The organism is Nitrosomonas sp. ANs5 (assembly GCF_050584665.1).
Classification (GTDB): domain Bacteria; phylum Pseudomonadota; class Gammaproteobacteria; order Burkholderiales; family Nitrosomonadaceae; genus Nitrosomonas.
Window position 1 is genome coordinate 68403 of record NZ_JBEUDO010000003.1, and the last position, 26103, is coordinate 94505.

Annotated in this window: 26 protein-coding genes; 16 read left to right on the forward strand and 10 right to left on the reverse strand. The window is 53.3% G+C overall.

Annotated elements, in window-relative coordinates; all coding sequences use genetic code 11:
* Positions 1 to 49: 49 nt before the first annotated feature.
* The 4 genes from ABTW62_RS01510 to ABTW62_RS01525 all read right to left on the reverse strand — a co-directional run bounded on the left by ABTW62_RS01510 (position 50) and on the right by ABTW62_RS01525 (position 4190).
* Positions 50 to 1543 carry an efflux RND transporter periplasmic adaptor subunit gene (locus ABTW62_RS01510; RefSeq protein WP_430902812.1) on the reverse strand — a complete coding sequence of 498 codons (1494 nt, stop codon included), beginning with the start codon at positions 1541 to 1543 and terminating at the stop codon, positions 50 to 52.
* A gap of 347 nt (positions 1544 to 1890) precedes the next feature.
* Positions 1891 to 3252 carry a TolC family protein gene (locus ABTW62_RS01515; RefSeq protein WP_430902813.1) on the reverse strand — a complete coding sequence of 454 codons (1362 nt, stop codon included), beginning with the start codon at positions 3250 to 3252 and terminating at the stop codon, positions 1891 to 1893.
* Positions 3249 to 3413 (reverse strand): hypothetical protein, encoded by a 165-nt coding sequence (locus ABTW62_RS01520; protein WP_430902814.1) that lies wholly within the window; start codon positions 3411 to 3413, stop codon positions 3249 to 3251. The genes ABTW62_RS01515 and ABTW62_RS01520 overlap by 4 nt, the downstream gene beginning before the upstream one ends.
* Positions 3414 to 3593: 180 nt before the next feature.
* Positions 3594 to 4190, reverse strand: a complete 597-nt coding sequence (locus ABTW62_RS01525; protein WP_430902815.1) for a Maf family nucleotide pyrophosphatase — start codon at positions 4188 to 4190, stop codon at positions 3594 to 3596.
* A 68-nt stretch (positions 4191 to 4258) separates the two neighbouring features.
* Here ABTW62_RS01525 and ABTW62_RS01530 point away from each other — a divergent pair, with 68 nt between their 5' ends.
* The 10 genes from ABTW62_RS01530 (at position 4259) to ABTW62_RS01575 (ending at position 14474) form a co-directional block, all read left to right on the forward strand.
* Positions 4259 to 4762, forward strand: a complete 504-nt coding sequence (locus ABTW62_RS01530; protein ID WP_430902816.1) for a YceD family protein — start codon at positions 4259 to 4261, stop codon at positions 4760 to 4762.
* Positions 4763 to 4901: 139 nt separating this feature from the next.
* Positions 4902 to 5084 carry a 50S ribosomal protein L32 gene (gene rpmF, locus ABTW62_RS01535; RefSeq protein ID WP_430902817.1) on the forward strand — a complete coding sequence of 61 codons (183 nt, stop codon included), beginning with the start codon at positions 4902 to 4904 and terminating at the stop codon, positions 5082 to 5084.
* 51 nt (positions 5085 to 5135) lie between these two features.
* Positions 5136 to 6182 (forward strand): phosphate acyltransferase PlsX, encoded by a 1047-nt coding sequence (gene plsX, locus ABTW62_RS01540; RefSeq protein ID WP_430902818.1) that lies wholly within the window; start codon positions 5136 to 5138, stop codon positions 6180 to 6182.
* Positions 6183 to 6195: 13 nt separating this feature from the next.
* Complete coding sequence (locus ABTW62_RS01545) at positions 6196 to 7152, forward strand: beta-ketoacyl-ACP synthase III (protein ID WP_430902819.1); 957 nt, start codon at positions 6196 to 6198, stop codon at positions 7150 to 7152.
* 3 nt (positions 7153 to 7155) lie between these two features.
* On the forward strand, positions 7156 to 8094 hold the full coding sequence (gene fabD / locus ABTW62_RS01550) for an ACP S-malonyltransferase (RefSeq protein ID WP_430902820.1): 939 nt from the start codon (positions 7156 to 7158) through the stop codon (positions 8092 to 8094).
* A gap of 60 nt (positions 8095 to 8154) precedes the next feature.
* Positions 8155 to 8898, forward strand: coding sequence for a 3-oxoacyl-ACP reductase FabG (fabG, locus tag ABTW62_RS01555; RefSeq protein ID WP_430902846.1), 744 nt, complete (start codon positions 8155 to 8157; stop codon positions 8896 to 8898).
* A gap of 213 nt (positions 8899 to 9111) precedes the next feature.
* A complete protein-coding gene (gene acpP, locus ABTW62_RS01560; protein ID WP_090413219.1) occupies positions 9112 to 9351 on the forward strand; it encodes an acyl carrier protein in 240 nt (79 codons plus the stop codon).
* 37 nt (positions 9352 to 9388) lie between these two features.
* A complete protein-coding gene (gene fabF / locus ABTW62_RS01565; protein ID WP_430902821.1) occupies positions 9389 to 10630 on the forward strand; it encodes a beta-ketoacyl-ACP synthase II in 1242 nt (413 codons plus the stop codon).
* Between the two features lie 88 nt (positions 10631 to 10718).
* Complete coding sequence (gene mltG / locus ABTW62_RS01570; protein WP_430902822.1) at positions 10719 to 11735, forward strand: endolytic transglycosylase MltG; 1017 nt, start codon at positions 10719 to 10721, stop codon at positions 11733 to 11735.
* Between the two features lie 129 nt (positions 11736 to 11864).
* Entirely contained in the window at positions 11865 to 14474 is a 2610-nt protein-coding gene (locus tag ABTW62_RS01575) for a glycosyltransferase family 39 protein (RefSeq protein ID WP_430902823.1), read from the forward strand.
* Between the two features lie 9 nt (positions 14475 to 14483).
* On the opposite strand, the gene ABTW62_RS01580 is transcribed toward ABTW62_RS01575, so the two are convergent.
* The 6 genes from ABTW62_RS01580 to ABTW62_RS01605 form a co-directional block, all read right to left on the reverse strand.
* A complete protein-coding gene (locus ABTW62_RS01580; RefSeq protein WP_430902824.1) occupies positions 14484 to 15284 on the reverse strand; it encodes a ZIP family metal transporter in 801 nt (266 codons plus the stop codon).
* A 213-nt stretch (positions 15285 to 15497) separates the two neighbouring features.
* Positions 15498 to 16238, reverse strand: coding sequence for a peptidoglycan editing factor PgeF (gene pgeF, locus ABTW62_RS01585; RefSeq protein WP_430902825.1), 741 nt, complete (start codon positions 16236 to 16238; stop codon positions 15498 to 15500).
* Between the two features lie 72 nt (positions 16239 to 16310).
* Positions 16311 to 17498, reverse strand: a complete 1188-nt coding sequence (gene spt / locus ABTW62_RS01590) for a serine palmitoyltransferase (protein WP_430902826.1) — start codon at positions 17496 to 17498, stop codon at positions 16311 to 16313.
* Positions 17495 to 17752 (reverse strand): acyl carrier protein, encoded by a 258-nt coding sequence (locus ABTW62_RS01595; RefSeq protein WP_090413188.1) that lies wholly within the window; start codon positions 17750 to 17752, stop codon positions 17495 to 17497. The genes spt and ABTW62_RS01595 overlap by 4 nt, the downstream gene beginning before the upstream one ends.
* A 150-nt stretch (positions 17753 to 17902) precedes the next feature.
* The gene (locus ABTW62_RS01600) at positions 17903 to 18826 is read right to left on the reverse strand and encodes an NAD-dependent epimerase/dehydratase family protein (RefSeq protein WP_430902827.1); all 924 of its coding nucleotides are present in this window, start codon (positions 18824 to 18826) and stop codon (positions 17903 to 17905) included.
* Between the two features lie 94 nt (positions 18827 to 18920).
* Positions 18921 to 20708, reverse strand: coding sequence for a fatty acyl-AMP ligase (locus tag ABTW62_RS01605; protein WP_430902828.1), 1788 nt, complete (start codon positions 20706 to 20708; stop codon positions 18921 to 18923).
* A 349-nt stretch (positions 20709 to 21057) separates the two neighbouring features.
* On the opposite strand from ABTW62_RS01605, the gene ABTW62_RS01610 reads away from it, so the two are divergent.
* From ABTW62_RS01610 to ABTW62_RS01635, 6 genes are all read left to right on the forward strand, one after another.
* Complete coding sequence (locus ABTW62_RS01610) at positions 21058 to 22092, forward strand: patatin-like phospholipase family protein (RefSeq protein ID WP_430902829.1); 1035 nt, start codon at positions 21058 to 21060, stop codon at positions 22090 to 22092.
* A 13-nt stretch (positions 22093 to 22105) separates the two neighbouring features.
* Entirely contained in the window at positions 22106 to 22600 is a 495-nt protein-coding gene (locus ABTW62_RS01615) for a hydrogenase maturation protease (protein WP_430902830.1), read from the forward strand.
* Entirely contained in the window at positions 22593 to 22940 is a 348-nt protein-coding gene (gene hypA / locus ABTW62_RS01620; RefSeq protein ID WP_430902831.1) for a hydrogenase maturation nickel metallochaperone HypA, read from the forward strand. Before ABTW62_RS01615 ends, hypA begins: the two co-directional genes overlap by 8 nt.
* An 11-nt stretch (positions 22941 to 22951) precedes the next feature.
* On the forward strand, positions 22952 to 23839 hold the full coding sequence (hypB, locus tag ABTW62_RS01625) for a hydrogenase nickel incorporation protein HypB (protein ID WP_430902832.1): 888 nt from the start codon (positions 22952 to 22954) through the stop codon (positions 23837 to 23839).
* Complete coding sequence (locus ABTW62_RS01630; protein WP_430902833.1) at positions 23802 to 24965, forward strand: carbamoyltransferase HypF; 1164 nt, start codon at positions 23802 to 23804, stop codon at positions 24963 to 24965. Before hypB ends, ABTW62_RS01630 begins: the two co-directional genes overlap by 38 nt.
* 163 nt (positions 24966 to 25128) lie before the next feature.
* Entirely contained in the window at positions 25129 to 26049 is a 921-nt protein-coding gene (locus ABTW62_RS01635; RefSeq protein WP_430902834.1) for a L,D-transpeptidase family protein, read from the forward strand.
* The last annotated feature ends 54 nt before the right edge of the window (positions 26050 to 26103 follow it).

Below are 26103 nucleotides of genomic sequence, written 5' to 3' on the forward strand. Positions count from 1 at the left end.
GCTGCACCATAATGCAGCTGGCTGACACAGGCCGCTGCAATCCGTTGCTTCAATGGTCATGCGCCACCCCCGCCTTAACCAGCTCCGCCTTGATAATAAAACTGTTGCTCACCGCATAACGCTCGCCAGCAGATAACCCCGAAATCACCTCGACCATCTGTCCATCGCTGCGCCCCAGTTTGAGTGGACGCATTTCAAAAAACTCGCCATAACGGCCAAATACCACCAATTGATCCGCTATTCTCTGCAAGGCAGCCAATGGCACTGCCAGCGGCACTGCGATGTCCTCGCCCAGCAAGTCTGCCTTGACAAACATGCCAGGCCGCCACACCTGGTCGTGGTTATCGAGTTCCACTCGAGCGGTGGCAGTACGCGTTCGCTCATCGAGCAGCGTCGTGATATAGATCACTTTTCCTGCGCGCACGAGCTGATGCGCGTCAGCGTGGACAGTAGCGCGCTGTCCCACGTGGATCCGATGCAGATCCCTGGGAAAAACTCTGATGGCCGCCCAGATCGTGGACACATCCGCGACAATGAAGACGGTTTTGTCCGCCTTCACCGCTTCGCCCGTCACCACCGCCTTGTCGATGACAATGCCACTGATCGGAGAGCGAATTTCGTAGCGCGCTAAATTCTTGCCAGACAAGCTGGATTCCGGTCTGACGCCGAGCGCCTGCAAACGCTCGGCAGCCAGCTGCGACTCGATTCGGGCTTCTTCCCATTGCTGTTTTGCGACCAGGTAATCCTGCTTGGCGGTTATTTTTTCCTGCCATAATTGCTTTTCTCGGTCATAAACCGTCTGTGCCAATGCCAGACGCTGGCGGGCAACCAGATACTGACTGCGCAAATCGGCCAGCATGGCGCTTTCCATGACAATCAATACCTCGCCTTTTTCAACCGCCTGTCCATGATGGCGCTCGACCGCCACAACCATGCCCGGCAACCGCGGCACAACATGCACAATCGTATGTTCGTTGAATATGATTTCACCCGGCAAGGTGACGCGGGGCTGGATGACAACAGGCCCGGCGGTCGCCAGTTGAATGCCATTGCCATGCATCGATTCATCGCTCATCTGCACTCGCCCTTCAACCTGACTGTAACCCCAGCGATAATTTTTATCCCGCCATTCGGCAGTGATAACCAATTCAAAGGAGTGGGGTTCTTCGACTTCGTCATCACTGATCAAATAATTGCCTTCGGGTCTGAAAGCGTAGAGCTGCGCCGGTTGGCCAAGCCGCATCAGCGCAATCGTCACTTGCATATCGGCAGGCGGCAATGGTTGGCCTTGATGATAAGGATAGAGTCGGAAATGCGGATAAGCAGCCGTTTCATGGATAATCAGCTCAAGGCCCATATCATCCTGCACAAATAGCTTCCCGCCCTGCGGACCCGTCATTCCTGCAGAGCCTTCCTCCTCACCGAATTGCGGTCGTTCGGCAATATCCGGCGAATCGGGTTCATTCATGAAAATGATCCAGACCCCCAGCAGGACACCGACCATAATGGTTGCTAGAATCGGCAGGCTGCGCCTGGCGTTCATCCCCACAACCTCGACAGGGACTGTCCACCTGCACAGTATTCAGGCTGCAGCGCAAAGGGTAATGACATGAAGCGCCCGCCCCCTACCGACATGCTGCAGCGTAGCTCTGACTCCAAAAATCCATGCAGTTTGGCTTGCAGCCAATTTACTTTAAACATGAAATTCAATTTGTGCATTCGTTTGATGAAAATATGATAGGCCTCTCTACAATTTACAGCAGAATGTGCGAAGCCTGGGATGAGCTCTCGTCAGCGCCATGGTGCGCAAGCGCACCCCGCCCAATGGTTGCTGCCGCAAAATTCGTGCAGGGTGGCATTGCATGCGCCGGGATACCGCTTAACGTTGTTTTATTCCGGTTCCTTGCGATCATACGCTGCGGGATGCCGCAGACTTTCGATCGGCGCTGCCACCAACTGTTCGACGGTATTGATCAATCGTTGATAATTGGCCAATGCCCGCACATAAAGGGTGCGACTCTGAAAAAAAGTACGTTGGGCATCCAGCATTTCCAAAAAGCCGAACCGGCCCAATTGGTAGCCCCGGCTGGTCAATTCAAAGGCCTGCTGTGCACTCGGCAGCACTTCATCACGCAGCACCCGGATCTCATTCTGGGCGGCGAGCAAATTCTCGTAGGTCCGTGCAAATTCGGTCTTCAGCTGTAACTCAACCGCCAGCCGTTCATCCATGGCCTTATGCAAACGTTGGCGCGCTTCCAGCAAGTTACCCTGGTTTCGGTCAAAAACTGGAATGGGAATCGAAATATCCAGCAATGCAGTGGTATTGTCCGTTTCCAGATAACGCCGCACACCGGCACCCAGCGTAATGTCGGGAATACGATGCGCCTTTTCCAACTCGACCATCGCCTGACGTTGCACGATTTGCTGCGAACTCTGCAGCATCAGCGGGTTTTGCGCCAGATACCCGGCCAGTTGATCGAAACCGGGGATCTCAACCAACGCCTCCAACTCCCCCAGCGCTCGATGGAAGCGCGGCTCGTTATCTCCCCAAAGCAGTGCCAATTGTGTCCTGGCGGCAGCCAGATCGCGCTTTGCCTGCTCAAGCTCTATCTTGACCGTGGCCAGCGCGACTTTCGAGCGCATCGCCTCCATGGGGGGGGCCCGCCCCAAATCCACCCGCTTGACAGCTGCCTGCATCGCAGCTTCGGCCAACCGCAAGGTATCCTCCGCCACCCCCACCTGTGCCTGACCTTCCAGCACATCGATGAAGGCATTGGCGGTACGTGCGATCATTTCTAGCCGCTTCGCTGCATAAGCCTGATCAGCGAGCGCCTGGCCCGTCACCGCCACATTCACACGGGCATGCCGCTTGCCGCCAAGTTCTATCAGCTGACTGATACGAAAGGTGGCAAATCGTTGCAGCGCGGCATTGGATGAATTGATATCTTCCGCTTCGATATTAAACTCAGGGTTTTTGAACAAACCGGCCTGCAGTTTGCTGCCTTCAAATGCACTCACTTCTTTGGAAAAAGCAGCGAGTTCCGGATTGCGCTGCAAAACACGCTGGAGCGCCAGGTGCAAGGTTAACCCTCCCGGGTCATCCAGATTCAAGGCTTCTGCGGCTGCATTCAGGTAAGTTTCTGCACCAGGGTAAGCTGCCAGGCCAGGATGCGAAAAGCCCGTGCCCCCCCCCATCAACCCTGCCAAAAGCGCCATCACGCGCAACGAAACACCTCCAGGTTGGCCGCTCATGCCATGCTCCCCATTGTCCCATCCAGATACGCATGCACCGCACCCGGGAACGCAAACGGGAAAGAAGCCAGACGGCGCGCAGTATAGGACATGCTAGGAGGCTGTCCGAGAATAGCGATCGTAGCGAGGGCGAAGCTGGTTGAGTTGGGTTTTTCGATCATTTGAGGCGAATAGTCGTTCTATTTAACGAAAAAGATCGTAAAATCCGGCCAATCAGGTTCGTCCGCAGTAGATCAGTCTATTCTCGGACAGCCTCCTAGTTGAGCCAGGATCGAACGCAGTGTGGATTATCGGGTACGCTGCATACGGTGAATAAGCTGACAAGCAACGACTCTCTCGGCTTACACGATTACCACCCCTTCCAACATCAGCATTTCCGTCAGCGCAATCAACGGTAATCCAATCAAGGCATTGGGATCATCGCCCATGATGCGTTCAATCAGGACGATCCCCAGTCCCTCGGTTTTGGCACTGCCGGCACAATGATAGGGCTGTTCCTTTGCAAGGTAGCCCGCTATTTGCAGATCGGTCATCTCACGAAATTTTACCGAACATGGAACAATACGCGACTGTAAGTGATCTGATCGACTATTAAGCAAACACAGCGCGGTATGAAAGATCACTTCCTTTCCGCGCATCAGCCGAAGTTGCCGGGTCGCATTGGCATGATTCAGGGGTTTGCCCAATTGGATGCCCTCCAGCACAGCCACTTGATCTGCCGTAATGATGAGCGCATCAGGAAATATTTCAGCCACTGCACGGGCTTTGTTTTGCGCTAACCGGAGCGCGGTGGCAGCCGGCGTCTCATCAGGCAACGCGCTTTCGTCGATAGCAGGATTGGCGGTTTTGAAGGGAATTTGCAAGCGCTCGAGTAGCGCGCGCCGGTAAACAGAACTGGAACCCAATATCAATGGAGGATGAATCGTGTGCGTTTTCAAAATATTATAGTAGTATGTTATTGGCAATTTTTGACACTTGAAGATAAAAAATATAACATGCGCGCCTTATGTCTGACCAAATAGTTATCGATACATTAGATTTTGTCCGTAATGCCGGTTCACTACATGGCAGAGTGTATCCATGTGATCTTCAACGTTTGCAGGATTACCTGGCAGACAAGGCAGGTGAGCTTGTCTACTCGATCGAGGGGTTATGCGATAATCAAAGCAGGCCGATGTTGAGGATAGCGGTCCGCGGCACAGTCAATCTGAGTTGCCAGCGTTGCCTGGAAAAATTGGAGCATGCGCTTGAGCTTGAATCTCAACTGCTCCTGGCCCGGAATGAGGATGAATTATGCCGCTACGACGAGGATGTAGCCGTTGATGCGATCATGGCTTCGGCAGCACTTGATATTCTGACCCTGGTCGAGGATGAAATCATTTTGAGCTTGCCAAACTCGCCCCGGCATCAAGATATTGCATGCCTGACGACAAGCAAACTTGAAATTTATAGAGCTGCCACCGACGAACATCCTTTTGCGGCATTGGCAACACTGAAGCAATCACATTAATCAACCGTATTGGAACAAGTCACGAATATGTCTGAAAACGGGATAAACAAAGCAAGCATGTTTTCCGCAGTCTTTCAGATGCGATATCGTGTTAGATTCTCAACGTTTTACAGACGTTCTTTATTCTGGAGTTAAACTTATGGCTGTGCAACAAAACAAGAAATCCCCTTCCAAACGCGGGATGCATCGTTCCCATGATGCATTGACCAATCCGTCCTTGGCGATCGAAGCAACCACCGGAGAAACGCATTTACGTCATCATATCAGCCCCAATGGCTACTATCGCGGACGAAAGGTCATCAAAACCAAGAACGACGATTGATCTCTATCCATTTAATCTTTATTTTCGTCATTGCCTAGCCCTTTGTAACAAGTGAATATAACTGTAGCGATCGACTGCATGGGCGGTGATCATGGCCCGCATGTCACTGTTCCATCCGCTGTCGAATACCTGCGTCAGGATCCTGAGGCAGATATCATTCTGGTTGGGATACCGGATGCAATTGAAGCGGAATTGCATGCGCTCAAAATATCTCCCAACCCGCGGCTCAGATTGCATCCAGCCAGCGAAGTCGTTGGCATGGATGAGTCGCCGGCGATTGCCCTGCGCAACAAGAAAGACTCTTCCATGCGCATTGCCATCAATCTAGTCAAAAGTGGCGAAGCCCAGGCATGTATCAGCGCGGGCAATACGGGTGCGCTGCTGGCCACTTCCCGATTCGTATTGAAGACCATTCCTGGTATCGACCGGCCTGCATTGGCCGTAGTGCTGCCCACCATCTCTGGACATACTTATGTTCTGGATTTGGGTGCGAATGTCAACTGCACCGCGGAGCACCTGCTTCAGTTTGGCATGATGGGTGCCACACTGGTCTCTTCGGTGGAGCAAAAACCCAATCCAAGCATAGGCCTGTTGAATATTGGCGAGGAAGACATCAAGGGCAATGACATTGTCAAGCAGGCGGCAGAATTATTCCGCTCCAGCGGCCTGAATTTTTATGGCAATATCGAAGGCGATGATATTTACCGAGGCACCACCAACGTAGTGGTGTGCGACGGGTTCGTGGGCAATGTTGCGCTCAAGACGTCGGAAGGACTGGCACAAATGCTGGCCAGCTATTTGCGCGAAGAGTTCAAACGCACCCCCTTCAGCAAACTGGCTGGTTTGGTCGCATTGCCTGTCATCAATGCCTTCAAACGGCGCGTCGATCACCGCCGCTATAATGGCGCAAGCTTGTTGGGTCTGCGTGGCATCGTCATTAAAAGCCATGGTTCGGCCGACAGCTTCGCATTTCGCTGCGCCATCGGGCGCGCAGCCGGTGAAGTGCGTGGCGGGATGTTGCGTCATATTGGCGAACATGTCGAGCTGCTGCGCCATAATATTGGACAAAATATTCCCAACCCAGTATCAGTAAAGTGAGCCGATTATAACTATGTATTCACGCATCATTGGGACCGGCGGTTATCTGCCAGAAAAAATCCTGACCAATCAGGATCTTGAATCGATGGTAGATACCAGTGACGAATGGATACGCACACGGACTGGCATCACCCAGCGCCACATCGCTGCTGAAGACCAGATGGCCAGCGATCTGGCTCTGGAGGCAAGCCGCAAGGCAATAGCCGCATCGGGCCTCCAGCCCAACGAAATCGACTTGATCATTGTTGCCACGACCACGCCCGATATGGTCTTTCCCAGTACTGCCTGTATCCTGCAACATAAACTCGGCATTACCAACGGACCGGCATTCGATGTGCAGGCAGTTTGCAGTGGTTTCATCTATGCGCTGGCTACGGCCGATATGTTCGTCAGCTCTGGAAAATGCCGCAATGCCTTGGTGGTCGGCACTGAAGTCTACTCCCGCATCATAGACTGGAACGATCGTAGCACCTGCGTCCTGTTCGGTGACGGCGCAGGCGCTGTCATACTCACACGGGACCAGCAGCCTGGCATTCTCTCGTCACATCTGCATGCCAACGGCAGTTATAGCCAGATCCTGGCCGTGCCTGGCAATATCAGCGCAGGAAAAATACAAGGCAAGCCTTTTATCACCATGGAAGGCAACACCGTGTTCAAATTCGCAGTCAAAGTTCTGGAAGAAGCCGTTCATGAGGCACTGGATGCAAACCAAATGCAAACTTCCGATATCGATTGGCTGATACCGCATCAAGCCAATATCCGGATCATTTCCTCCACCGCCAAAAAACTTGGCATTCCTCAAGAGAAAGTCGTGATAACCGTTGCACAACATGGCAACACCTCAGCTGCTTCTGTGCCACTTGCGCTGGATATCGCCGTGCGGGATAAACGCATTCAATCCGGGCACAACGTTGTGCTTGAGGGCGTAGGTGGCGGATTCACCTGGGGTTCAGTTCTAATACGCTGGTAGATCATGAAAATTGCTTTTATTTTCCCTGGGCAGGGATCACAGTCAGTTGGCATGATGCAAGGCTATGCGGCATTGCCGTCGGTACGTGCCACATTCGCTGAAGCCAGCGACATTCTGCAGGAAGATCTCTGGTCATTGACCCATGACGGGCCAGAAGAAAAACTGAATCTCACCACTCACACCCAACCCGTCATGTTAACGGCCGATGTCGCCATTTACCGTGCATGGCAACAGGCAGGCGGCATTCATCCGCATCTGCTGGCGGGCCATAGCCTGGGTGAATATGCCGCCCTGGTCGCGGCTGGATCGCTTACATTCTCCGATGCACTCAAGCTGGTACGCTATCGGGCAGAAGTCATGCAGGAAAGCGTGCCCGAAGGTACTGGCGGCATGGCTGCAATCGTCGGATTAGATGACGACGCCGTGGCAACGATATGTTCTGAAATCGTTCAGGACCTGCCAGGCACTTTCCTTGAGCCGGCTAATTTCAACGCACCCGGCCAGGTCGTCATAGCGGGCCACAAACAGGCTGTCATGCAAGGCATTGCGCTCGCCAAACAGAGAAAAGCGAAGCTGGCGGTTTTGCTCCCGATGAGCATTCCATCACATTGCGCGCTCATGCGCTCTGCAGCCGATAAATTTGCACGGTTGCTGGAACAGACCTCGCTGCAGCCACCGCATATTCCCGTTTTACACAATGTCGATGTACAGCCACATCCCGAAGCCACATCCATCCGGGAGATACTTGCCCGGCAACTCTATTGCCCAGTCCGGTGGACAGAGACGATTCAGGCGATGGCAGATCAAGGTGTGACCCATGTCGTGGAATGCGGTCCTGGGAAAATATTGTCGGGACTCAACCGTCGCATCAATAAGAATCTGACGACTATCGCCTTGAGTGATTCCGGCCTGCTCCAGCAAAACGCCGGCACCTTGAAATAGTCCGGTGGCATGACATTCTCAGCAGAATAATGATTTCCCATCAATCTTTTGGACCCCATGATGTTACTCGAGCATAAAGTCGCATTGATTACCGGTGCAAGCCGCGGCATTGGCAAAGCCATCGCCCTTGAACTTGGCAAGCAAGGCGCATCTATCTCGGGTACCGCAACGACCGAAAGCAGTGCCCGCCAAATCGATCAATATTTACAGGATGCCAATATCAAAGGAATGGGGCTGGTCATGGATGTCAATCATGTTGAACAGATCAACGCTAGCATCGACAGGGTGCAAAAGTCCTTGGGCAGCATATCCATCCTGGTCAACAATGCCGGCATCACACGTGATAACCTGTTGGCCCGTATGAAAGATGAAGAATGGGACGCGATCATGCAAACCAATCTGAAATCTGTATTCCATCTCAGCCGGGCCGTCTTGCGCGCCATGATGAAAGCACGTAGCGGGCGCATCATCAATATCTCGTCAGTCGTCGGCGCGACGGGCAATGCGGGTCAAACCAATTACGCGGCAGCCAAGGCAGGCATGATCGGCTTCAGCAAGTCGCTGGCGAAAGAAATTGGTAGCAGAAATATTACGGTCAACTGTGTTGCCCCCGGTTTCATCGATACCGACATGACCCGCTCACTCTCCCCAGATCAGCAGCAAGCCCTAATCCAGCATATTCCATTGGGGCGACTGGGCCGACCGGAAGATGTTGCCGCAGCGGTCGCTTTTCTGGCTTCCCCGGCAGCGGATTACATTACCGGAACGACACTGCACGTCAATGGCGGCATGTATATGGATTAATCATCAATTCAGGCCTGTCCATGCTGAGTCTTGGATGCGCTCCAGAAATTCCAATCATCTTTTTATGGTTAAAAATGATGATAGGATGAGGTTGTTTTTTTGTAGTAGTAAGAGGCGTTTAACTCACAAATTCACGTGGGTTTTGCTGGTGTTTGAAATTTGTTAAACTTGCGGAAATTTTCTTACCTGAAAAGGATGGGCACATCAATGGAAATTGCAGAAATAGAACAACGCATCAAAAAAATTGTAGCGGAACAGCTGGGCGTCAATGAAGCGGAAATTAAGAATGAATCCTCTTTCGTTAATGACCTCGGTGCCGATTCACTCGATACAGTAGAGCTCGTCATGGCGTTGGAGGAAGAGTTCGAATGCGAAATCCCTGATGAACAAGCAGAAAAAATCAACACTGTTCAGGAAGCGATTGACTATGTCGCATCCAATGCCTCTCAATAAATATCGATTTTATCTACACTGATTCACTGGAGCCATTTTGTCCAAACGCAAAGTAGTCATTACCGGGCTAGGTGTCATATCACCGGTCGGTAACGCTGTTTCCGATGCCTGGGAGAACATCACTGCCGGAAAGTCCGGCATTACCCGGATCACGCGCTTTGATGCTTCCAATTTCTCGTCCCAGATTGCCGGTGAGGTCAAGGGATTTGATATCACGCAATACCTTTCTGCCAAGGAAGCACGCCGCATGGATGTATTCATCCACTACGGCATGGCAGCAGCGATCCAGGCAATCCGGGATGCGGAAATCGAAGATGCAACCCAATTTGACGCGGAGCGTATTGGCGTCAATATTGGCTCCGGGATCGGCGGGCTGCCCATGATCGAGGCGACTGATGCCGCCTATCATGCAGGGGGTCCCCGCAAGATTTCACCTTTCTTTATTCCCAGCACCATCATCAACATGGTTGCAGGCAACCTGTCCATCATGTATGGCTACAAGGGGCCCAATTTAGCGATTGTCACGGCCTGTACCACTGCCACCCACAGTATCGGCAATTCGGCGCGCATGATCGAATACGGTGATGCGGATATCATGATTTGCGGCGGCACGGAATCATGCATTACGCCTTTGACTGTCGGGGGGTTTGCTGCCGCGCGCGCGCTCTCTTCAAGTAACGATGATCCCGCTGCCGCGAGCCGGCCCTGGGATATCAAACGGGATGGCTTCGTGCTGGGCGAAGGTGCAGGCATTCTGGTTCTGGAAGAAATGGAACATGCCCGGCAACGCGGCGCACGAATCTATGCAGAACTGGCAGGATTTGGCATGAGCGCAGATGCACATCATATGACCGCACCCTGTGAAGACGGGGAAGGTGCCGCACGCTGCATGACCAACGCACTAGCCAATGCGCGCGTAAATGTGGATGAGCTGCATTATATCAATGCACATGGCACATCGACCCCGCTAGGCGATATCGCCGAAACCATTGCCGTAAAACGATGTTTTGGTGAGCGCGCCAAGAATCTGGCAATCAGTTCCACTAAATCGATGACAGGCCATTTATTGGGCGCGGCCGGTGGTGTCGAAGCAGTGCTGTCCACACTGGCTGTTTTTCATCAGATCGCCCCGCCAACGATTAATCTTGACCATCCCGATCCTGAATGTGATCTGGATTATATCCCGCACGAGGCCAGGGAAATGAAAATTAATGTTGCCCTTTCCAATTCATTTGGATTTGGTGGCACGAACGGCACACTCGTGTTCCGCAAAGTTTGACACCATGACAAGGCATCCGGCTTCATCCATGGCTGATTGGCCGCAGAGCAGCCCCCAAGAATGAAATGGTACGCCTGAATGTGCTGACATGCCGAAATCGATACGCCTAGCGCGCTGGCTGGGTTTCCTGCTGCGTGTAATATTGATCGGTAGTCTCCTGCTTGCCGCCTGGACCGGCTTCCTTGTCATATCGCCGTCAAGGCTGCCTGCAGTGCCCTACACATTTTCGATCGCACCAGGAGATAGTTTACGGGGGATTGCCAGACAATTGGCCGATGAGCAAGTGATTCCCAATGCCTGGTCATTCATGCTGCTGGCCCATGTGACAGGCAACCAGGCATCCATCAAGGCGGGTGACTATGAACTCACCGGAAACCTGACCCCTTTGCAGCTGCTTGACTACCTGGTACAAGGTGACGTCAAGCGTCATGAAATCACCTTTATCGAAGGCTGGACGTTCTCGCAATTCAGGCAGACACTGGATGAGCACCCCGCAATCCGGCATGATGCATCAGGCTTGAGTGAGCTGGAAGTATTGCGCCTGATCGGCGCGCATGAAACCGCAGCCGAAGGGCTTTTTTTTCCGGATACTTATTTTTTTCGTAAGCACAGCAGCGATATAGCCATTCTGAAACGCGCCTACCAAACCATGCAGCATCATCTTGAAGCAGCCTGGCTCTCCCGACAAGAATCGCTTCCATTGCAAAATCCCTACGAAGGCTTGATCCTGGCCTCGATTATTGAAAAGGAAACCGGTGTAGAAAGTGAACGCAGGATGATCGCCGGTGTATTTGTCAATCGCCTGCGACGCGGCATGAAGCTTCAGACCGACCCCACGGTAATATACGGCATGGGCGATAAATTTGATGGTAATCTGCGCAAGGCTGACCTGAGAACCGATCACCCCTACAATACCTATACCCGCTTTGGCCTCCCCCCTGCCCCGATAGCCATGCCCGGTCTGGCGTCCATACAAGCATCGCTCAATCCTGCCTCGACCGATGCGCTTTATTTTGTTGCCAGAGGTGATGGCACTTCCAAGTTCTCGGCTACCCTGGCAGAACATAATCGCGCCGTTCTGAAATATCAGAAAAACCGCCCATAAAATACCCCCGATTCTGCCTGGCTGACCAGATCGCAGTAGCAGGCACCTCGGTTCTCCGCATAACAGAATGGCCAAGCCATGAGTAGGTCAACTGCAAATAACTAAAAATTCGGATAAGCGAACGTTACCATGCAATTCTCCCTCATTGTCCCCACGCTGAATGAAGTCAGCAATATCGACCCGCTTTTAAAAAGCCTGTTCGCCCTTGATTGCCTGGGCGATCAATTTGAAGTGATCATCGTCGATGACGGCTCGACCGACGGCACGCCTGAGAAGGTCAAATCATGGGAAGCCACCCATAATGTCCGCCTGATAGAAAGACATGCCGAGCCGGACTTAACCGCCTCCATTCTTGCGGGCGTAGCTGCCGCCAGACATCCGGTCATTGCGGTCATGGATGCCGATATGAGCCATCCAAGCGATCGCCTGGCAGCGCTGGTGCAACCCATTGTCGAGGGCAGCCATGACGTGGTGGTTGGCAGCCGTTACATCCCGGGTGGCGGCACTGAAAACTGGCCATTCTATCGGGAATGGCTATCCCGCGCCGGCGGCCTGCTAGCCCGCGCGATCTGCGATGTGAATGATGCAACTTCGGGCTTCTTTGCTTTCCGGCGAGCGCTTGCCACACATATACCCAACCATGCTCGCGGCTATAAAATTCTGCTCGAGTTACTCATGGCAGGACAGGGCCGGTTGCGCGTGAAAGAAATACCCATTTGTTTCCGGGACCGGACACGAGGCACCTCAAAACTCGCGTTCTCGCACAACCTGATTTTTCTGCAACGGCTGATTGCCCTGGCCGGCGGCACCGTCTCGATCCGGACAGCAAGCCGCTTTGCCGTGGTCGGATTTCTCGGCGTCTTTGTCGACGTCCTGATTTATCAATGGATGATCAGCCAGGATAGCGGTCTTGCCCTGGCCCACATTTCCAGTTTTATCGCTGCCGCGACCTTTAATTACACACTGAACTCGAAGTGGTCCTTCCGTCTCCATCATCCGGGCCACCTGCGCTGGAGCCAGTTCATTCGCTTCCTGACGGTTGGGCTGTTCGCACTGCTGCTACGCGGCGGGGTGCTAGCCTGGCTGGTCTATGGCTGGGGGGTTGCCAGTGAATGGGCAATCTTCCCGGCAATTATTGCGGCAGCAGGCGTGAACTACCTCGGATCAGCCTTCTATGTGTTCCCGAAATCAGATCCCCCTGTTCCACTGGACATACGCTGGCGCACTGCAGCAATAGGCATCATTGGCTTTGTCATTTTGCTGCGCCTCGTCTACATGGGCGTTGCCCAACTCATCCCAGATGAGGCCTACTATTGGCAGTATACGCAGCATATGGATCTCAGCTTCTTCGATCATCCACCGATGGTTGCCTGGTTGATTTGGCTGGGTACCACACTAGTCGGCCAGAACGAGTTTGGCGTCAGATTAGGTGCATTTGTCTGCGGCCTGGCCGCCATGGGGTATCTATATGCGCTCGCATGCAATCTCTATGATAAATCCACCGGCATGCGTTCGGCATTGCTGCTGGCGATATTGCCGTTCGGCTTTGCAACCGGCCTGGCCATGACGCCAGATGCCCCGCTGATTGCCGCTTGGGTCGCCACGCTTTATTACATGGAACGAGCGTTGCTTGCCGGCCAGACTGGCCGGGTCTGGATAGGCATGGGCATCGCCTTTGGATTGGGCATTCTGTCCAAATATACACTCGGTTTGCTAGGGATTGCGGCGCTCATTTTTGTCTTACTGGATCCGGTAGCACGCCGCTGGCTGTCACGGCCACACCCCTACTTGGCAGCATTGCTGGCGCTCTTACTATTCAGCCCCGTCATCATCTGGAATATGGAAAACAATTGGGCCTCTTTTCTGTTCCAGACCAACAGGATTGGTGGTCCACAGCATGTGTTTTCCACCCACAAACTGATACTTTACATCACCATTGTGCTGACGCCAATCGGATTGGTCGCGGCCCTGCTCGCGTTACGAACCCTCGTGTCCGATCCATCTCAGGCATCCAGAAAACGCCTATTTATCGGTATATTTACTGGCGTTCCTTTATTGTTTTTTATAGCGGTCAGCACTTTTGACGCGCCCCGTTTTCATTGGAACAGCCCGCTCTGGTTGGCACTCATCCCGACTATGGCATGGATGCTCGGGCAAAACAACACACACCAAAAAGTCGCCCACGCGCTGCGCGCTGCCTGGCAGCCCACCCTTATCCTCTTGCTGCTGGCTTATGCGTTTGTGCTGCACTATGTCGCCCTCGGCATACCCGGACTTCCTTACCGCTTCCTGAGCGAACATTATTTCTGGAAAGAAACTACAGCCGAAGTGGAAAAAATCGCCATGGACATTGAACACCAAACCGGCCAGTCCCCGATCATAGTCGGCATGAGCAAATGGTCCATTGCCAGTGCCCTCGCCTTCTATCAGCGCAGCGACCCCCCGCTGGAGATTCGTTCACGCAATGTGTTTGGTGTGCCGGCCGCCATGTATGATTTCTGGCATCCGTCAGCACCGCCCACCACGCGTCCCATCCTGATGATTGGCATGAAACGGCGGACGCTCGAACTGGATCGGACCGATGGCAACATCGGTCACATGCTGCAAGAACCTGCAGAAATCGGCTCACGCACCATTTATCGGCAGGACGGCGTACCTTTACGGACTCTCTACTACCGCACGGCCAGCGGCTATCTTGGTCATGCGGCAGCTACGCTGGTTACGCCCAGTCAGGAATAAGATCGCAGATCAGTGATTATGTCCAAAAAATGCCCCAACTAACCATACGGTACCGATACCGCATACGATAAGAACGACTTGCTGAATGGTAGCTCCGATCTCGGGGCGTTTATGCAGACTGGGAATCAGGTCAGCCATGGCCACATAAGTCATGCTGGCTGCGGCGAATGCCAGTATCGGAGCGATCAGATGATCGAGCTGATGCAGCATGAAATATGCGAGCAATGCGCCCAGTACCGTCGCCGCACCAGACAGAAAATTAAACCAGAGTGCGCGTGCCCGGCTAAATCCGGAGTTGAGCAGGATGATGAAATCTCCGGCCTCCTGAGGAATTTCATGAGCGGTAATGGCGATTGCGGTCACAATACCCAGCTGAATGTCGGCCATAAAGGCTGCAGCAATCAGGATGCCGTCGACAAAATTATGGAATGTATCGCCCAGCACGATCATCATGCCACTCCGGCCATGATCATGGTGGCTCGGTGCAGGCGGAACTATCTCCAGGGCGGATTCATGCACCTCGCATTCCTCCAGATGACAGTGGCGCCACAACAGGAGTTTTTCCAGTATAAAAAAAACCAGAATCCCGCCGAGCAGAATGATTGTAAGTTGTTTAGGTTCGTCGGTCATTTCCAGCGCCTCGGGCAACGCATTGAGAAACGCCGCGCCAAGCAGGGCGCCAATGGCATAGGAAATAAGGATGGATATCCATGTATTGCTGCGGGCATTCAACGTCAATAATGCTGCAAGCCCTATACTCAGCAGGCCGCCTAAAACACTGGCGAGTACGATCCATGCTAGAACTGACATATATTAAATTCCAAGGTCACCAAAACGGATAAAGAATTGAAGCGGACAGCTCGGGCACAAAACGCCGGAGCACTGCAAAAAGAAAAGCTGGAAGCAGCAGAACGATGTGGCCATCTGTTCGGACAGGCAGTCAGAAAATGCGTGCCATGCGTTACTATTGCCAGGAAGGCCGATGGAGATAGACACCGGCCCTACTCTCTATCAAGCGCAGGCTTATGCCAGCCATACCAGGCCAGCCATGCGTCCCGTCACCCCATCACGGCGATATGAATAGAATCTCATCGCATCACTGAAAGTACAGACATCACCGCCATACACCTGGCCTACCCCAGTGCCGGCAAGGCGCTGTCGTGCCAGATCAAAGAGGTTCGCATACCATTTCCCCTTTTCTTTCGCCGGAACAAAAGCACCAGCAGCCTGCCGATTATAGGCGACAAAAGCCGCCCGCACTTCCTCACCGACTTCGAAATGCCCAGGGCCAATGGCCGGACCTAGCCAGGCAATGATTTGCTCGCCTGGCGCATATTTATGCATTTCTCTGATTGTATTCTCAATAATACCCCCGGCCAGTCCTCTCCACCCTGCGTGGACCACAGCAACCACGCTGCCAGCGGTGTCACATAAAAGTACTGGCAGACAATCCGCTACCAGAATTGCGCAGACGACGCCCCTATCGCGACTGATTGCAGCATCTCCCTCCCATTCGTTGCTTGTGTTCACCCAAATGGGCCGGCTACCATGCACTTGTGTCAGCCAGCGCGGCTCGGCGGGCAAATACCGGCGCAGCCGCGCGCGATTCTGCAAAACAGCATCCGGATTATCATTGACATGAGTTGCCAGGTTGAAACTTGCATAAGCACCCGCAATGTTCTGGCTGACCCCACCCTGACGGGTTGTGACAACAGCTTTTACATTTCCGGGAGATGGCCAGTCAGGGACGATCCAATCGATCATGACAGGTAATATTTCGGTGGGAGTTCAGTCGCACATCACCGAACAGGATTCAGAACGGGTCGAGGCAGCCGCTTACCGTTCCAGACTGGCATACAGTCTGGAGAACGTCTCGCAAACACGATCGATTTGCTCAAGCGTATGTGCGGCATTGATGCTGCAGCGAACCAGCGACTTACCGTCCGGCGCGGCCGGAGGCAGCACCAGATTGACATAGATATCATCCGCCATCAATCCATTCCATAGGGCCAGAGCCTGCTGGGGGCTGTCGAGCATGACGGCAACAATCGGGCCGGGCTCAGGGCCCACCTGATAGCCCATCTCTTTGAGGGATGCATACAGGTGCTGCGCATTGCGCCATAAACGTTCACGTAACAATTGTCCGTCACGCAATAACTTCAAGGCTGCACGCGTTGAAGCAATGGTGGCCGGTGAAGGCGAAGCTGTAAAAATATAGGGATGACTCACATAGCGCAGCTGATCAAGTTGCGGGTGATTACTGACACAGTAACCGCCAATCCCACACAGGCTTTTACTGAAAGTGCCAGTGATAAAATCAACTTCTTTGATCAACCCCGTTTTCTCCACCAGACCCTGACCGGTCGCGCCCAGGACACCGAGTGAATGGGCCTCGTCCAGCAATAAGGTGCTGTGGTAAGCATTTTTTAGTTTCACGATCTCGGCCAGCGGCGCCTGATCGCCCAGCATGCTATAGATCCCTTCGACAATTATCAAGGCATTCCGGCTCCGTTCCCCCAAGCGGCGCAACCGCTTTTCAAGATCCGCCATATCGTTGTGCCGGAAGCGGATGATATCCGCGCCACTCAGAATGCAGCCATCGTATATGCTGGCATGCGCATCCCCGTCGATCAGCACGACATCTCCCGTGCCAACCAATCCCGAGATCGTGCCTAAATTGGCCTGGTAGCCGGTTGTAAACACAATGCACGCGCGGCACTGATAAAATTCGGCAAACTCCTGTTCCAAGGCGCGATGCCCGGAATAATTACCATTCGCCATGCGCGAGCCGGTCGTACCCGTACCTTCCTGGTCGATAGCCTGGTGCGCCGCTTGCCGGCATTCCGGCGTAAAGCTCAGCCCAAGATAGTTATTCGTGCCCAGCATCAAGACACGCCGCCCACCAATTCTGGCCTCGGTCGCGGAATAAGTTTCCTCGATGGGGATACCAAAGGCACCCAGGCCATCGGGTAACTGCGCCTTCCTGGCTGCCGCAGCAGTATCAAGTTTTTCGAGCAAGCTCATTTTGTCGCTGATTTGATTTTATAAATTAGATTGGAAAGATCCTGGACAGTCAGTACATCCACAAGTGCATTCAACGGAACCGAGATGTCAAAATGATCCTCGATCTCCATGACGAGATTCAGGAGCTTAACTGAATCGATTGCAAGATGCGTAATCAAATTGGTTTCGGGAGAAATCTCCATCTCGGCATTGGTAAAATCTGCCAACCGCCGGCAAAGCTGTTCGGTAATTTGTGCTTGAGTAATTTCAGACATGATTGATCGATTTCAAGACAACTCAAAGTGCATTCTTCCAAGGCAAGCGAAGCGCAATAGTCAGGTCGCTGCCTGCCACCACCGCACTGGCAATTCACTTATTTGCGTGACAAGCCTTGATATTGAAATTGTATTGCGACAGGGCCCTCGTTATGATTTGATCAGTTCAGGCAAAGCTGCCTGCAACCGGATGACAGGATGCCAGTTATCCAATGCTGCCAGCAAAGGCGATATATCACAAACCCAATCAGGATGCCGAAGCTCCTGCACCTTACCAGGAGTCAGCATCGGCGCATAATTCATCAGGCGGGCAAGCCACAAATTAAGGTTGGCTATCAGCTGCATGCCCACCCATGGCAGGTAAAAATACCGGACGGGTTTTCCCATGACCGCCTGCGCGATTCTGGCAATGGTCACATAATCATAGCCGCCCGGCGTGCCGTCATCGATCTCATAAGTCCCGGTGACGGGCCGCGCAGCGTCAAGCCAGCAATTGATGGCGGCCAGCAAATCGTGCACATGCACCAATCCGAAGCGGTTACCAGGCGCGCCCAGCGCAGGAAATATGCCATATCGCATCGACCGAAAAAGCGGCCGCAGTGCCTTGTCACCCGGACCGTATACCGCTGCGGGCCTCAACACAGCCAGTGTCAATCGATCTGAGAATAAGGGCATCAGCTGCTCAGCCTCAAATTTACTGCGTGCATACCAGGAAAGACTCGACTCACGGGCAGCCAAGGAAGATATGTAGAGAAATTTGGGAGCGTGCGCGGCTTCAGCGGCAACTTGCAGGATATTGCGCGTACCGATGACATTGGCACGATAAAAATCGTGCCAGGACTTGCCCTTCACCGCCCCCGCGCAATGGATGACAGCATGGGCGTCTTTCACCAGGCGGTGCAACGCGGCAAGATCATCGAGATCTCCCCGTACCCAGTTTATCGCAGGCTGATTATTCTCGGGCAGCGCGCGCCTGGTCAGCGCGCGCACTGCCCATCCAGATGCAACCAATTTATCCAGCAGTGCGCGACCAATGAAACCTGTGGCGCCCGTCACTGCCACGATCCGGGTCATATAAGACTATAGAATTCCAAAAATAATGCTATTGACACGCCAGTCTACTGTGCCGGCAGCGCTGATTATGTCAGCAGGCAACAAGCTGCTCCGCCTATCCAACTGTACGTGCAGTAGTAAGGTTCTCGATATTTGTGCGTTGCAAGAAACCCTGGCGGGCGGCAAAACGCGATAATTTCCCAGAAGAGGTACGGGGTAATGTATGGGGTGGCACAAGCTCAACCAGGCAATTCACGCCGAACGCCATATAAATCATTTGCTGCAGCCTGTTGATCAGCGATTGCCGGTCATCTGCTGACGCCAGCCGAGTCTCTATGACCAACACAACGATCGTCGAACCATCGCGGTCGCTGACACCGAAAGCAGATGCTTCGCGACTTCTTACCTCTGGCTGCTGTTCCGCCAGCTCCTCCACATCCTGGGCCCGGATGTTCCTGCCATTGACAATGATCACGTCGGTACGCCGGCCCGTGATATATAAATCCCCCTCGTACACAAAACCAATATCGCCGGTATCCAGCCAGCCACCTGGTTTAATCGCTCGGGTGGTTTCGGCCGGGTTATTGAAGTACCCGTCCATGACGCTATCGCCCCTGACCCAGACACTCCCCACCATCATGTGCGGCAATTCCTGGCCATCCTCATCGACGATCTTGACTGTGTGTCCCGATAGAGGCCGACCGCAATTGACAAATTCATTGAACTTTCTACCGTCTGCCTGCACGCGTACCGCCATTTTCTTTTCAACCAATGTCTTGGTATCCACACACAGACTTTGCGCACCCTGATCAAGCGCCGGAAAGGAGACAGCTAGGGTCGATTCTGCCAGACCATAGCAGGGCAGGAAAGCACGCTCGTCAAACCCCGCCGCAGAAAACTTGGCAGCAAAGCTTTTTAGCGTATCCACACGGATCATCTCCGCGCCCACACCTGCCGCGCGCCAACAGCTCAGGTCAAGCTCCTTCAGATCTGTCTCACGTGCGCGCAGGGTGCATAATTTAAGTCCAAAAGGCTGACTAAAAGCGATCGTACAGCGATTACGACTGATCAGCTTCAACCATTGCAACGGCCGAACCGCAAAATCACGGGTGGCGAGATAATCAACGGATAACTGGGCTGCCAAGGGCGCCAGCACCAGACCCACCAATCCCATGTCATGATAAAAAGGCAACCATGAAGCGCAACGATCGCCCGGCCGGACTTTCAATCCGTTACAGACAATTCCGCGCAAGTTACTCATCAGCGCACGCTCGGTAATCACCACACCGCGCGGCGCACGCGTGCTGCCCGAAGTAAACTGGAGATAGGCGGTTTCTTCCGGGGAATTGGCAGCGAAAATCACATTGGCTTCAGGCAACAGATTCAGCTGCGCCGGCGTTCCGCACCATTTGAGCGCATTGCCGCTCCCCCCGCTTGCCGCTTCTTCAAGAAATCCGACAAAATCAAGACCGGCTACCGCAACACTTGCCTGACTGCTCTCAAGCATTCCCTGGAGCTGCCGTACATAGATCGCATGGCTGCCGAGATTGACCGGCACCGGCATAGCGAACGGCACCAGGCCCGCATACCGGCAGGCAAGAAATATCTCAACAAATTCAGGCGTTGTATCTGCGATCAAAGCGACCCGGCTACCACGCGCCAGCCCAAGACCGGAAAGTCGTTTTGCAGTCACTTGCGCACGCGCACACAGCTCACGATAGATCAGCACGGCGCGCAATTTACCTTTAGCGTCGTAGAAGTTGTAACCAGTATCTCCTTGTGCGGCATACTCCAATGCCTCCACCAAGGTCGTGAAGTCTGCTCTCCGCTGTGACAGCAAATGGATGGTGGGCGTTGCTGAATCGAGATCTATGTTGGAAGGCTGAGAATCAGTTTTTAGCATTAGCGGAACGCCCAACGTAGTTATTGTCGAACTCAAGATCTTCCCCTAGAAATATTGGTCTGGCCAACTTGTTTGATAAAGCCGGGCGTATTCAGCGTAATGTATTTCAGAGTAAGTGTTGGAACTAATTTCTTAATCCACTCAAATGCTTGCGAATACCCTCTCATTGCCTGTTTATAACAAGTGTGTCATATTTGATCATAATTATTTGAGCAGCGAGCTTATATAAGGGCGATTTGACTGTCAAGACAATGTTACATTCAGCGTTGTTTTAATACAACAGGCAACAACGGACAACAACAGATCCATTCGCGTATTTATGCAAAAACCATTCACCTCATCTACATCGATGGCATCAGACATAAAAATAGGCCTGGCGCTTGGCAGCGGTTCCGCACGCGGGCTCGCGCATATCGGTGCCCTGCGTGCCATCGAAGAACATGGCATTGAAGTCGACTTGATCGCGGGCGCCAGCATTGGCGCTCTGATAGGTGCCGTATACGCCGCAGGAAATCTCGATGCCCTAGAATCCAGTTTTAGAGCCTTTGACTGGAAAAAGCTGGTCTCACTGCTTGACCTGACCGTGCCCAAATCAGGATTGATGGATGGCAAAAAAGTCATGGACTTCGTCAGTGCTCACCTGGAAATCAGAGAAATCGAGCGATTACCGCGTCCTTTCTGGGCTGTGGCAACCGACATTCTCACTGCCAGAGAGATTGTGCTCAGCACAGGCGACCTGATCCATGCCATACGCGCCAGTATTGCTGTGCCGGGCATCTTCACTCCGGTTTATAACGATGAACACATCCTGGTGGATGGCGGCCTAGTCAACCCGGTCCCGGTAAGTGTGGCACGTGCGATGGGCGCAGATTTTGTGATTGCAATCGACCTCAATCATGAGGCGCCCTATAGCAGGGACAAGAGGCCCCTTTCTTCTTTAACTCAAAAAACAGAAACAGCCGCCAATCCATTGATGGACAGCGCGGCGACACACCGATTGGACAACGACACATCCGCATCGGTACTGCAAGCCATGCAGCGTTTCAAACAAGTCATGTCCACACTGGATCATTCCACTTCCACACGCCTCAAGAAATGGCTTGAAATGGATACGGGCCTGAATATTTTCGAAATCATCCTTTCTTCGATCAATATCATGGCAGCTAAAATCACTGAAAGCCAAATGAAAGTCGACCCACCTGATCTGATCATCCAGCCACCACTCGGCGATGTACATTTTCTGGCTTTCGATCAGTCCGATAAAATCATCGAAAGAGGTTATCAAAGTACGCTGCGAGCGCTGTCCACGATCGATTCTACCGTATTTCAAAAACACAAGCGCCGGCCAATGGTCAGCCGCCACAAAAGTAACCAGCCAACCTAAATAAAGCTAAAGCATGACAAAACTACTTGTATTTGGCTACGGCAACCCTGGTCGAGGGGATGACATGCTTGGACCCAAGTTGGTCGAACGCATCGAGGCACTTGGCCTGGAACAAGTCTGCTGCCAGAACGACATGCAATTACAGATTGAACATGTCACTGATTTGGACGCCCACGACCAGGTTCTGTTCATCGATGCCGATTGTTCGTGCTACCCGCCCTACAAATACTCGAGAGTCCTGCCGGTCAAAGATAACAGCTACTCGACGCATGCGATGACACCTGCAGCATTGTTATATCTCTACACACAGCATTTTCGAACCGCCCCGCCCAAAGTTTTTCTGCTGCAAATCCGGGGATATCGATTCGACCTTGGCGCCACGCTCAGCGCCGGCGCGGCCGCAAATCTGGAAATTGCCTCCCAATGGGCCATACAGGCATGCAAGGCACGCAACCTGGAGACGGCAACGCCCGCAGCCATCCCGCCCGCACGCGAACACCATGCATGAAATGTCTCTCGCGGCCGAAGTGCTGGCCATTATAGAGGATGCAGCCCGGCAGCAATCTTTCACTCGCGTCAAAACCATTTGGCTGGAAATCGGTCAATTTTCCTGCGTGGAAGTTGAAGCACTACGCTTTTGTTTTGACAGCATTACCCAGCACAGTCATAGTATCGCATACCGTGCCCAGCTGGAAATCATCCGGCTACCGGGCGACGGCTGGTGCCACATATGTCAAAATAAGGTATCTTTAACGACGCCATATGATGCCTGCCCCCGGTGCGGCAGCTATGGAATTGAAATCACGGGCGGCGATAGTTTACGAATAAAGGAACTTGAAGTCGAATAGGGAGCAAAAATATGTGTACCACTTGTGGATGTGGTAGCAGTTCAATTTCACCCGGCAAATCATCACACAACAGCCTGCACAAGACCAAAGGGCCGATACGATATCGCACGCCCTTGGCTGCTCAATCGACACCCGATCCATCCACTGCGCCTCGGCCGGGTCTGATGGATTTCGGCGCAGGCATTGCGGGCACCCATGCACCCGGTATCAGCCAATCGCGCATGGTCCGTATTGAACGCGACATTCTCTCCAGAAACAACCAATACGCCGTGGCAAATCGCCACTACCTGGCCGAACGTGGCATCCTTGCGCTCAATATGGTTTCCAGCCCGGGTTCCGGCAAAACAACATTGTTGATCGAAACCATCCGCGCCCTGCAGCATACCCGGCCCATCTTTGTGATCGAAGGCGACCAGCAAACCGATCAGGATGCCGAACGTATCCGTGCAACCGGCGCACCCGCACTACAGATCAATACCGGCAAAGGATGCCATCTGGACGCGCATATGATCGAGCAGGCACTTCACCAGCTTGCGCCCGACGAGCACAGCCTGTTGCTGATCGAAAATGTTGGCAACCTGGTCTGCCCGGCTGCCTTCGATTTGGGTGAAGCGCACAAGGTGGTGGTGTTGTCCGTTACCGAAGGAGAAGACAAGCCCCTCAAATATCCGGATATGTTCCGGGCGGCCAGTCTCATGCTGCTCAACAAATGCGACCTGCTCCCTTACTTGAATTTCGATCCAGCGCTTGCCGTACACTATGCGCGTCGCGTCAATCCATCACTCCAGATTATTCAAACATCAGCCACCAGCGGCGAAGGCATGCCCAAATGGCTGGACTGGATCAAGCACCCAAGCCAAAATGAGCACCCCATCAAACCGGCCCCCAGTCCTGACTGAATTGCCATCGATTACCATTGGACTGCCGTTTGATGCGCCTACAATACTGGCGTGTGGCGCCTGGCTGAAAAATACGGTTTGCCTGACAAGCGGTCGCACAGCTTATGTCTCCCCCTTGCTTGGGGACCTGGGTAGCGCAGATGCCTGTCAGGCATATACTGACACCATCACCAGGCTGATTGCAACGGTTGGCACGCAGCCCGAGCATGTCGCCCATGACCTGCATCCTGATTTTTATAGCACCCAATTCGCCCATTATTACGCACACCAGCACAACCTGCCGGTGATTGCGGTACAACATCATCACGCGCACATTGCCGCACTGTGTGCAGAGCATGGCATCACTCAGGCAGTGATCGGCATCGCGCTGGATGGCGTAGGACTGGGAACAGATCACACCCCCTGGGGCGGCGAGTTGCTGTACAGTGCGGGCGCCACCTTCGAACGCATCGGGCACTTACAACCATTGGCCATGCCGGGCGGAGATCGCGCGGCACGCGAACCCTGGCGCATGGCAGCTGCTGCACTGCATCATCTGGGACGTGCCGATGAAATCCTGCAGAGATTCCCTGATCAATCTGCAGCAGGCACGGTCACCACCATGTTGCAGCAAAAACTGAACAGTCCCACGACTTCCAGCATGGGACGGTTATTCGATGCCGCCGCAGGATTGCTGGGCATTGCGCCGGTTCAAACACATGAAGCGCAAGCGGCCATAAGATTGCAAAGTTTGGCCAGTGAATATGGCCACTTACCGGCACCGTTGTCACAAGGCTATCAAATCCATAAAGATAATATACTTGACTACACGCCGCTGATCAGCTGGCTCAGCGACCAGCACGACACCCGTCACGCCGCAGCAGTTTTTCATGCTACGCTCGCTGCGGGACTGGCCGAATGGGCAGCACAGGCTGCCGGGCAGCGCCGGCTATCGCACATCGCGCTGGGCGGCGGTTGCTTCCACAACAAGCTACTCTCCCAGCAATTGGGCAATCGGCTCACCAGACATGGCCTGAAAGTGCTGTCTGCCGAACAATTATTACCGGACGACAGCGCCATCTCGTTAGGTCAGGCATGGATAGCAGCACATCATATGAAAATATTTAACGAACATGCGCATACTTAAGGATACAGTGAAGCACTTCAAGACAGTTGCTGCCAACACAGCCAATCCATCCAGGAGGTTGTCAGAATCAAATAGCGACAGATCACCACGGCCGGCTCCGTCTCGCCCAGGCGAAAACCTGCGGCACCTGCTCGGAACCGGTCCTCGACTGTGGTGTGCATTATTGGCCACTTTGTTTCTCGGAAGTGTTCACGCCAACAGCTGGGTACTCCCTCCGCGTGACGTGGATCTTTTTGGTGAAGTCCAGACTACGCTTGCCAGCCGTGAAGAAACGCTGCTTGATATCGCCCGGCGCCATGGCATCGGCCAGGATGAAATCCTGTTGACCAATCCACATATCAACCGCTGGTTACCGCAAGATGGCGATGAAGTCATCCTGCCCTTGCGATTCATCATTCCAGCAGCAGAGCGTACTGGAATAGTGATCAATCTGCCGGAAATGCGGCTCTATTACTTCCCCAAGCCGGAAAAAGGACAGAAACCGCAAGTCATCACGCATCCTATCAGTATAGGCAGAATGGACTGGAATACACCGCTTGGCAGAACCACTATCGCCAGAAAACAGAAAGACCCGACCTGGACCCCCCCCCAGTCACTACGCGAGAAAGCCATAGCAGAAGGCAGCCCCCCATTACCCGACATCGTACCGCCAGGCCCCGATAATCCGCTTGGCCGTTATGCGCTCTATCTGGGAATACCCAGCTACCTCATACACAGCACCAATAAACCATTCGGGGTAGGCATGCGGGTCACACATGGCTGCATCCGCATGTATCCCGAAGACATTGAAAAATTCTATGACATGGTACCGGTAGGCACACCCGTACAGATAGTCAACCAGCCCATCAAACTTGGCTGGGTAGGCAAACTATTGTTTATCGAACTCCACCCGCCGCTGGAAGAAGAGAATGTTGCACCGTCCGACTATATCCATATGGTGCATGACACAATTGTCGAATTTCTGGACAAAACCACCCGGGATGCGCACGGCCAAACCATCAAGTTCGTCAGGATCGACCAGGAGGCACTCGATTTGGCAATACAGGAACGCAATGGCATACCGAGACTGATTTCCGAAGATTAAACCTGGAAAATGACAGCCCCGGATTTCACCCACTCTCCCAGCCGCCATACCTAA

What these genes read in the sequence shown, in the direction of transcription:
- ABTW62_RS01510 (WP_430902812.1), bottom strand. Translation starts at nt 1,543, where the DNA reads ATGAACGCCAGGCGCAGCCTGCCGATTCTAGCAACCATTATGGTCGGT.
- ABTW62_RS01515 (WP_430902813.1), bottom strand. Translation starts at nt 3,252, where the DNA reads ATGAGCGGCCAACCTGGAGGTGTTTCGTTGCGCGTGATGGCGCTTTTG.
- ABTW62_RS01520 (WP_430902814.1), bottom strand. Translation starts at nt 3,413, where the DNA reads ATGATCGAAAAACCCAACTCAACCAGCTTCGCCCTCGCTACGATCGCT.
- ABTW62_RS01530 (WP_430902816.1), top strand. Translation starts at nt 4,259, where the DNA reads ATGTCTGACCAAATAGTTATCGATACATTAGATTTTGTCCGTAATGCC.
- rpmF (WP_430902817.1), top strand. Translation starts at nt 4,902, where the DNA reads ATGGCTGTGCAACAAAACAAGAAATCCCCTTCCAAACGCGGGATGCAT.
- ABTW62_RS01545 (WP_430902819.1), top strand. Translation starts at nt 6,196, where the DNA reads ATGTATTCACGCATCATTGGGACCGGCGGTTATCTGCCAGAAAAAATC.
- fabD (WP_430902820.1), top strand. Translation starts at nt 7,156, where the DNA reads ATGAAAATTGCTTTTATTTTCCCTGGGCAGGGATCACAGTCAGTTGGC.
- fabG (WP_430902846.1), top strand. Translation starts at nt 8,155, where the DNA reads ATGTTACTCGAGCATAAAGTCGCATTGATTACCGGTGCAAGCCGCGGC.
- mltG (WP_430902822.1), top strand. Translation starts at nt 10,719, where the DNA reads ATGCCGAAATCGATACGCCTAGCGCGCTGGCTGGGTTTCCTGCTGCGT.
- ABTW62_RS01575 (WP_430902823.1), top strand. Translation starts at nt 11,865, where the DNA reads ATGCAATTCTCCCTCATTGTCCCCACGCTGAATGAAGTCAGCAATATC.
- ABTW62_RS01580 (WP_430902824.1), bottom strand. Translation starts at nt 15,284, where the DNA reads ATGTCAGTTCTAGCATGGATCGTACTCGCCAGTGTTTTAGGCGGCCTG.
- pgeF (WP_430902825.1), bottom strand. Translation starts at nt 16,238, where the DNA reads ATGATCGATTGGATCGTCCCTGACTGGCCATCTCCCGGAAATGTAAAA.
- spt (WP_430902826.1), bottom strand. Translation starts at nt 17,498, where the DNA reads ATGAGCTTGCTCGAAAAACTTGATACTGCTGCGGCAGCCAGGAAGGCG.
- ABTW62_RS01595 (WP_090413188.1), bottom strand. Translation starts at nt 17,752, where the DNA reads ATGTCTGAAATTACTCAAGCACAAATTACCGAACAGCTTTGCCGGCGG.
- ABTW62_RS01600 (WP_430902827.1), bottom strand. Translation starts at nt 18,826, where the DNA reads ATGACCCGGATCGTGGCAGTGACGGGCGCCACAGGTTTCATTGGTCGC.
- ABTW62_RS01605 (WP_430902828.1), bottom strand. Translation starts at nt 20,708, where the DNA reads ATGCTAAAAACTGATTCTCAGCCTTCCAACATAGATCTCGATTCAGCA.
- ABTW62_RS01610 (WP_430902829.1), top strand. Translation starts at nt 21,058, where the DNA reads ATGGCATCAGACATAAAAATAGGCCTGGCGCTTGGCAGCGGTTCCGCA.
- ABTW62_RS01615 (WP_430902830.1), top strand. Translation starts at nt 22,106, where the DNA reads ATGACAAAACTACTTGTATTTGGCTACGGCAACCCTGGTCGAGGGGAT.
- hypA (WP_430902831.1), top strand. Translation starts at nt 22,593, where the DNA reads ATGCATGAAATGTCTCTCGCGGCCGAAGTGCTGGCCATTATAGAGGAT.
- hypB (WP_430902832.1), top strand. Translation starts at nt 22,952, where the DNA reads ATGTGTACCACTTGTGGATGTGGTAGCAGTTCAATTTCACCCGGCAAA.
- ABTW62_RS01630 (WP_430902833.1), top strand. Translation starts at nt 23,802, where the DNA reads ATGAGCACCCCATCAAACCGGCCCCCAGTCCTGACTGAATTGCCATCG.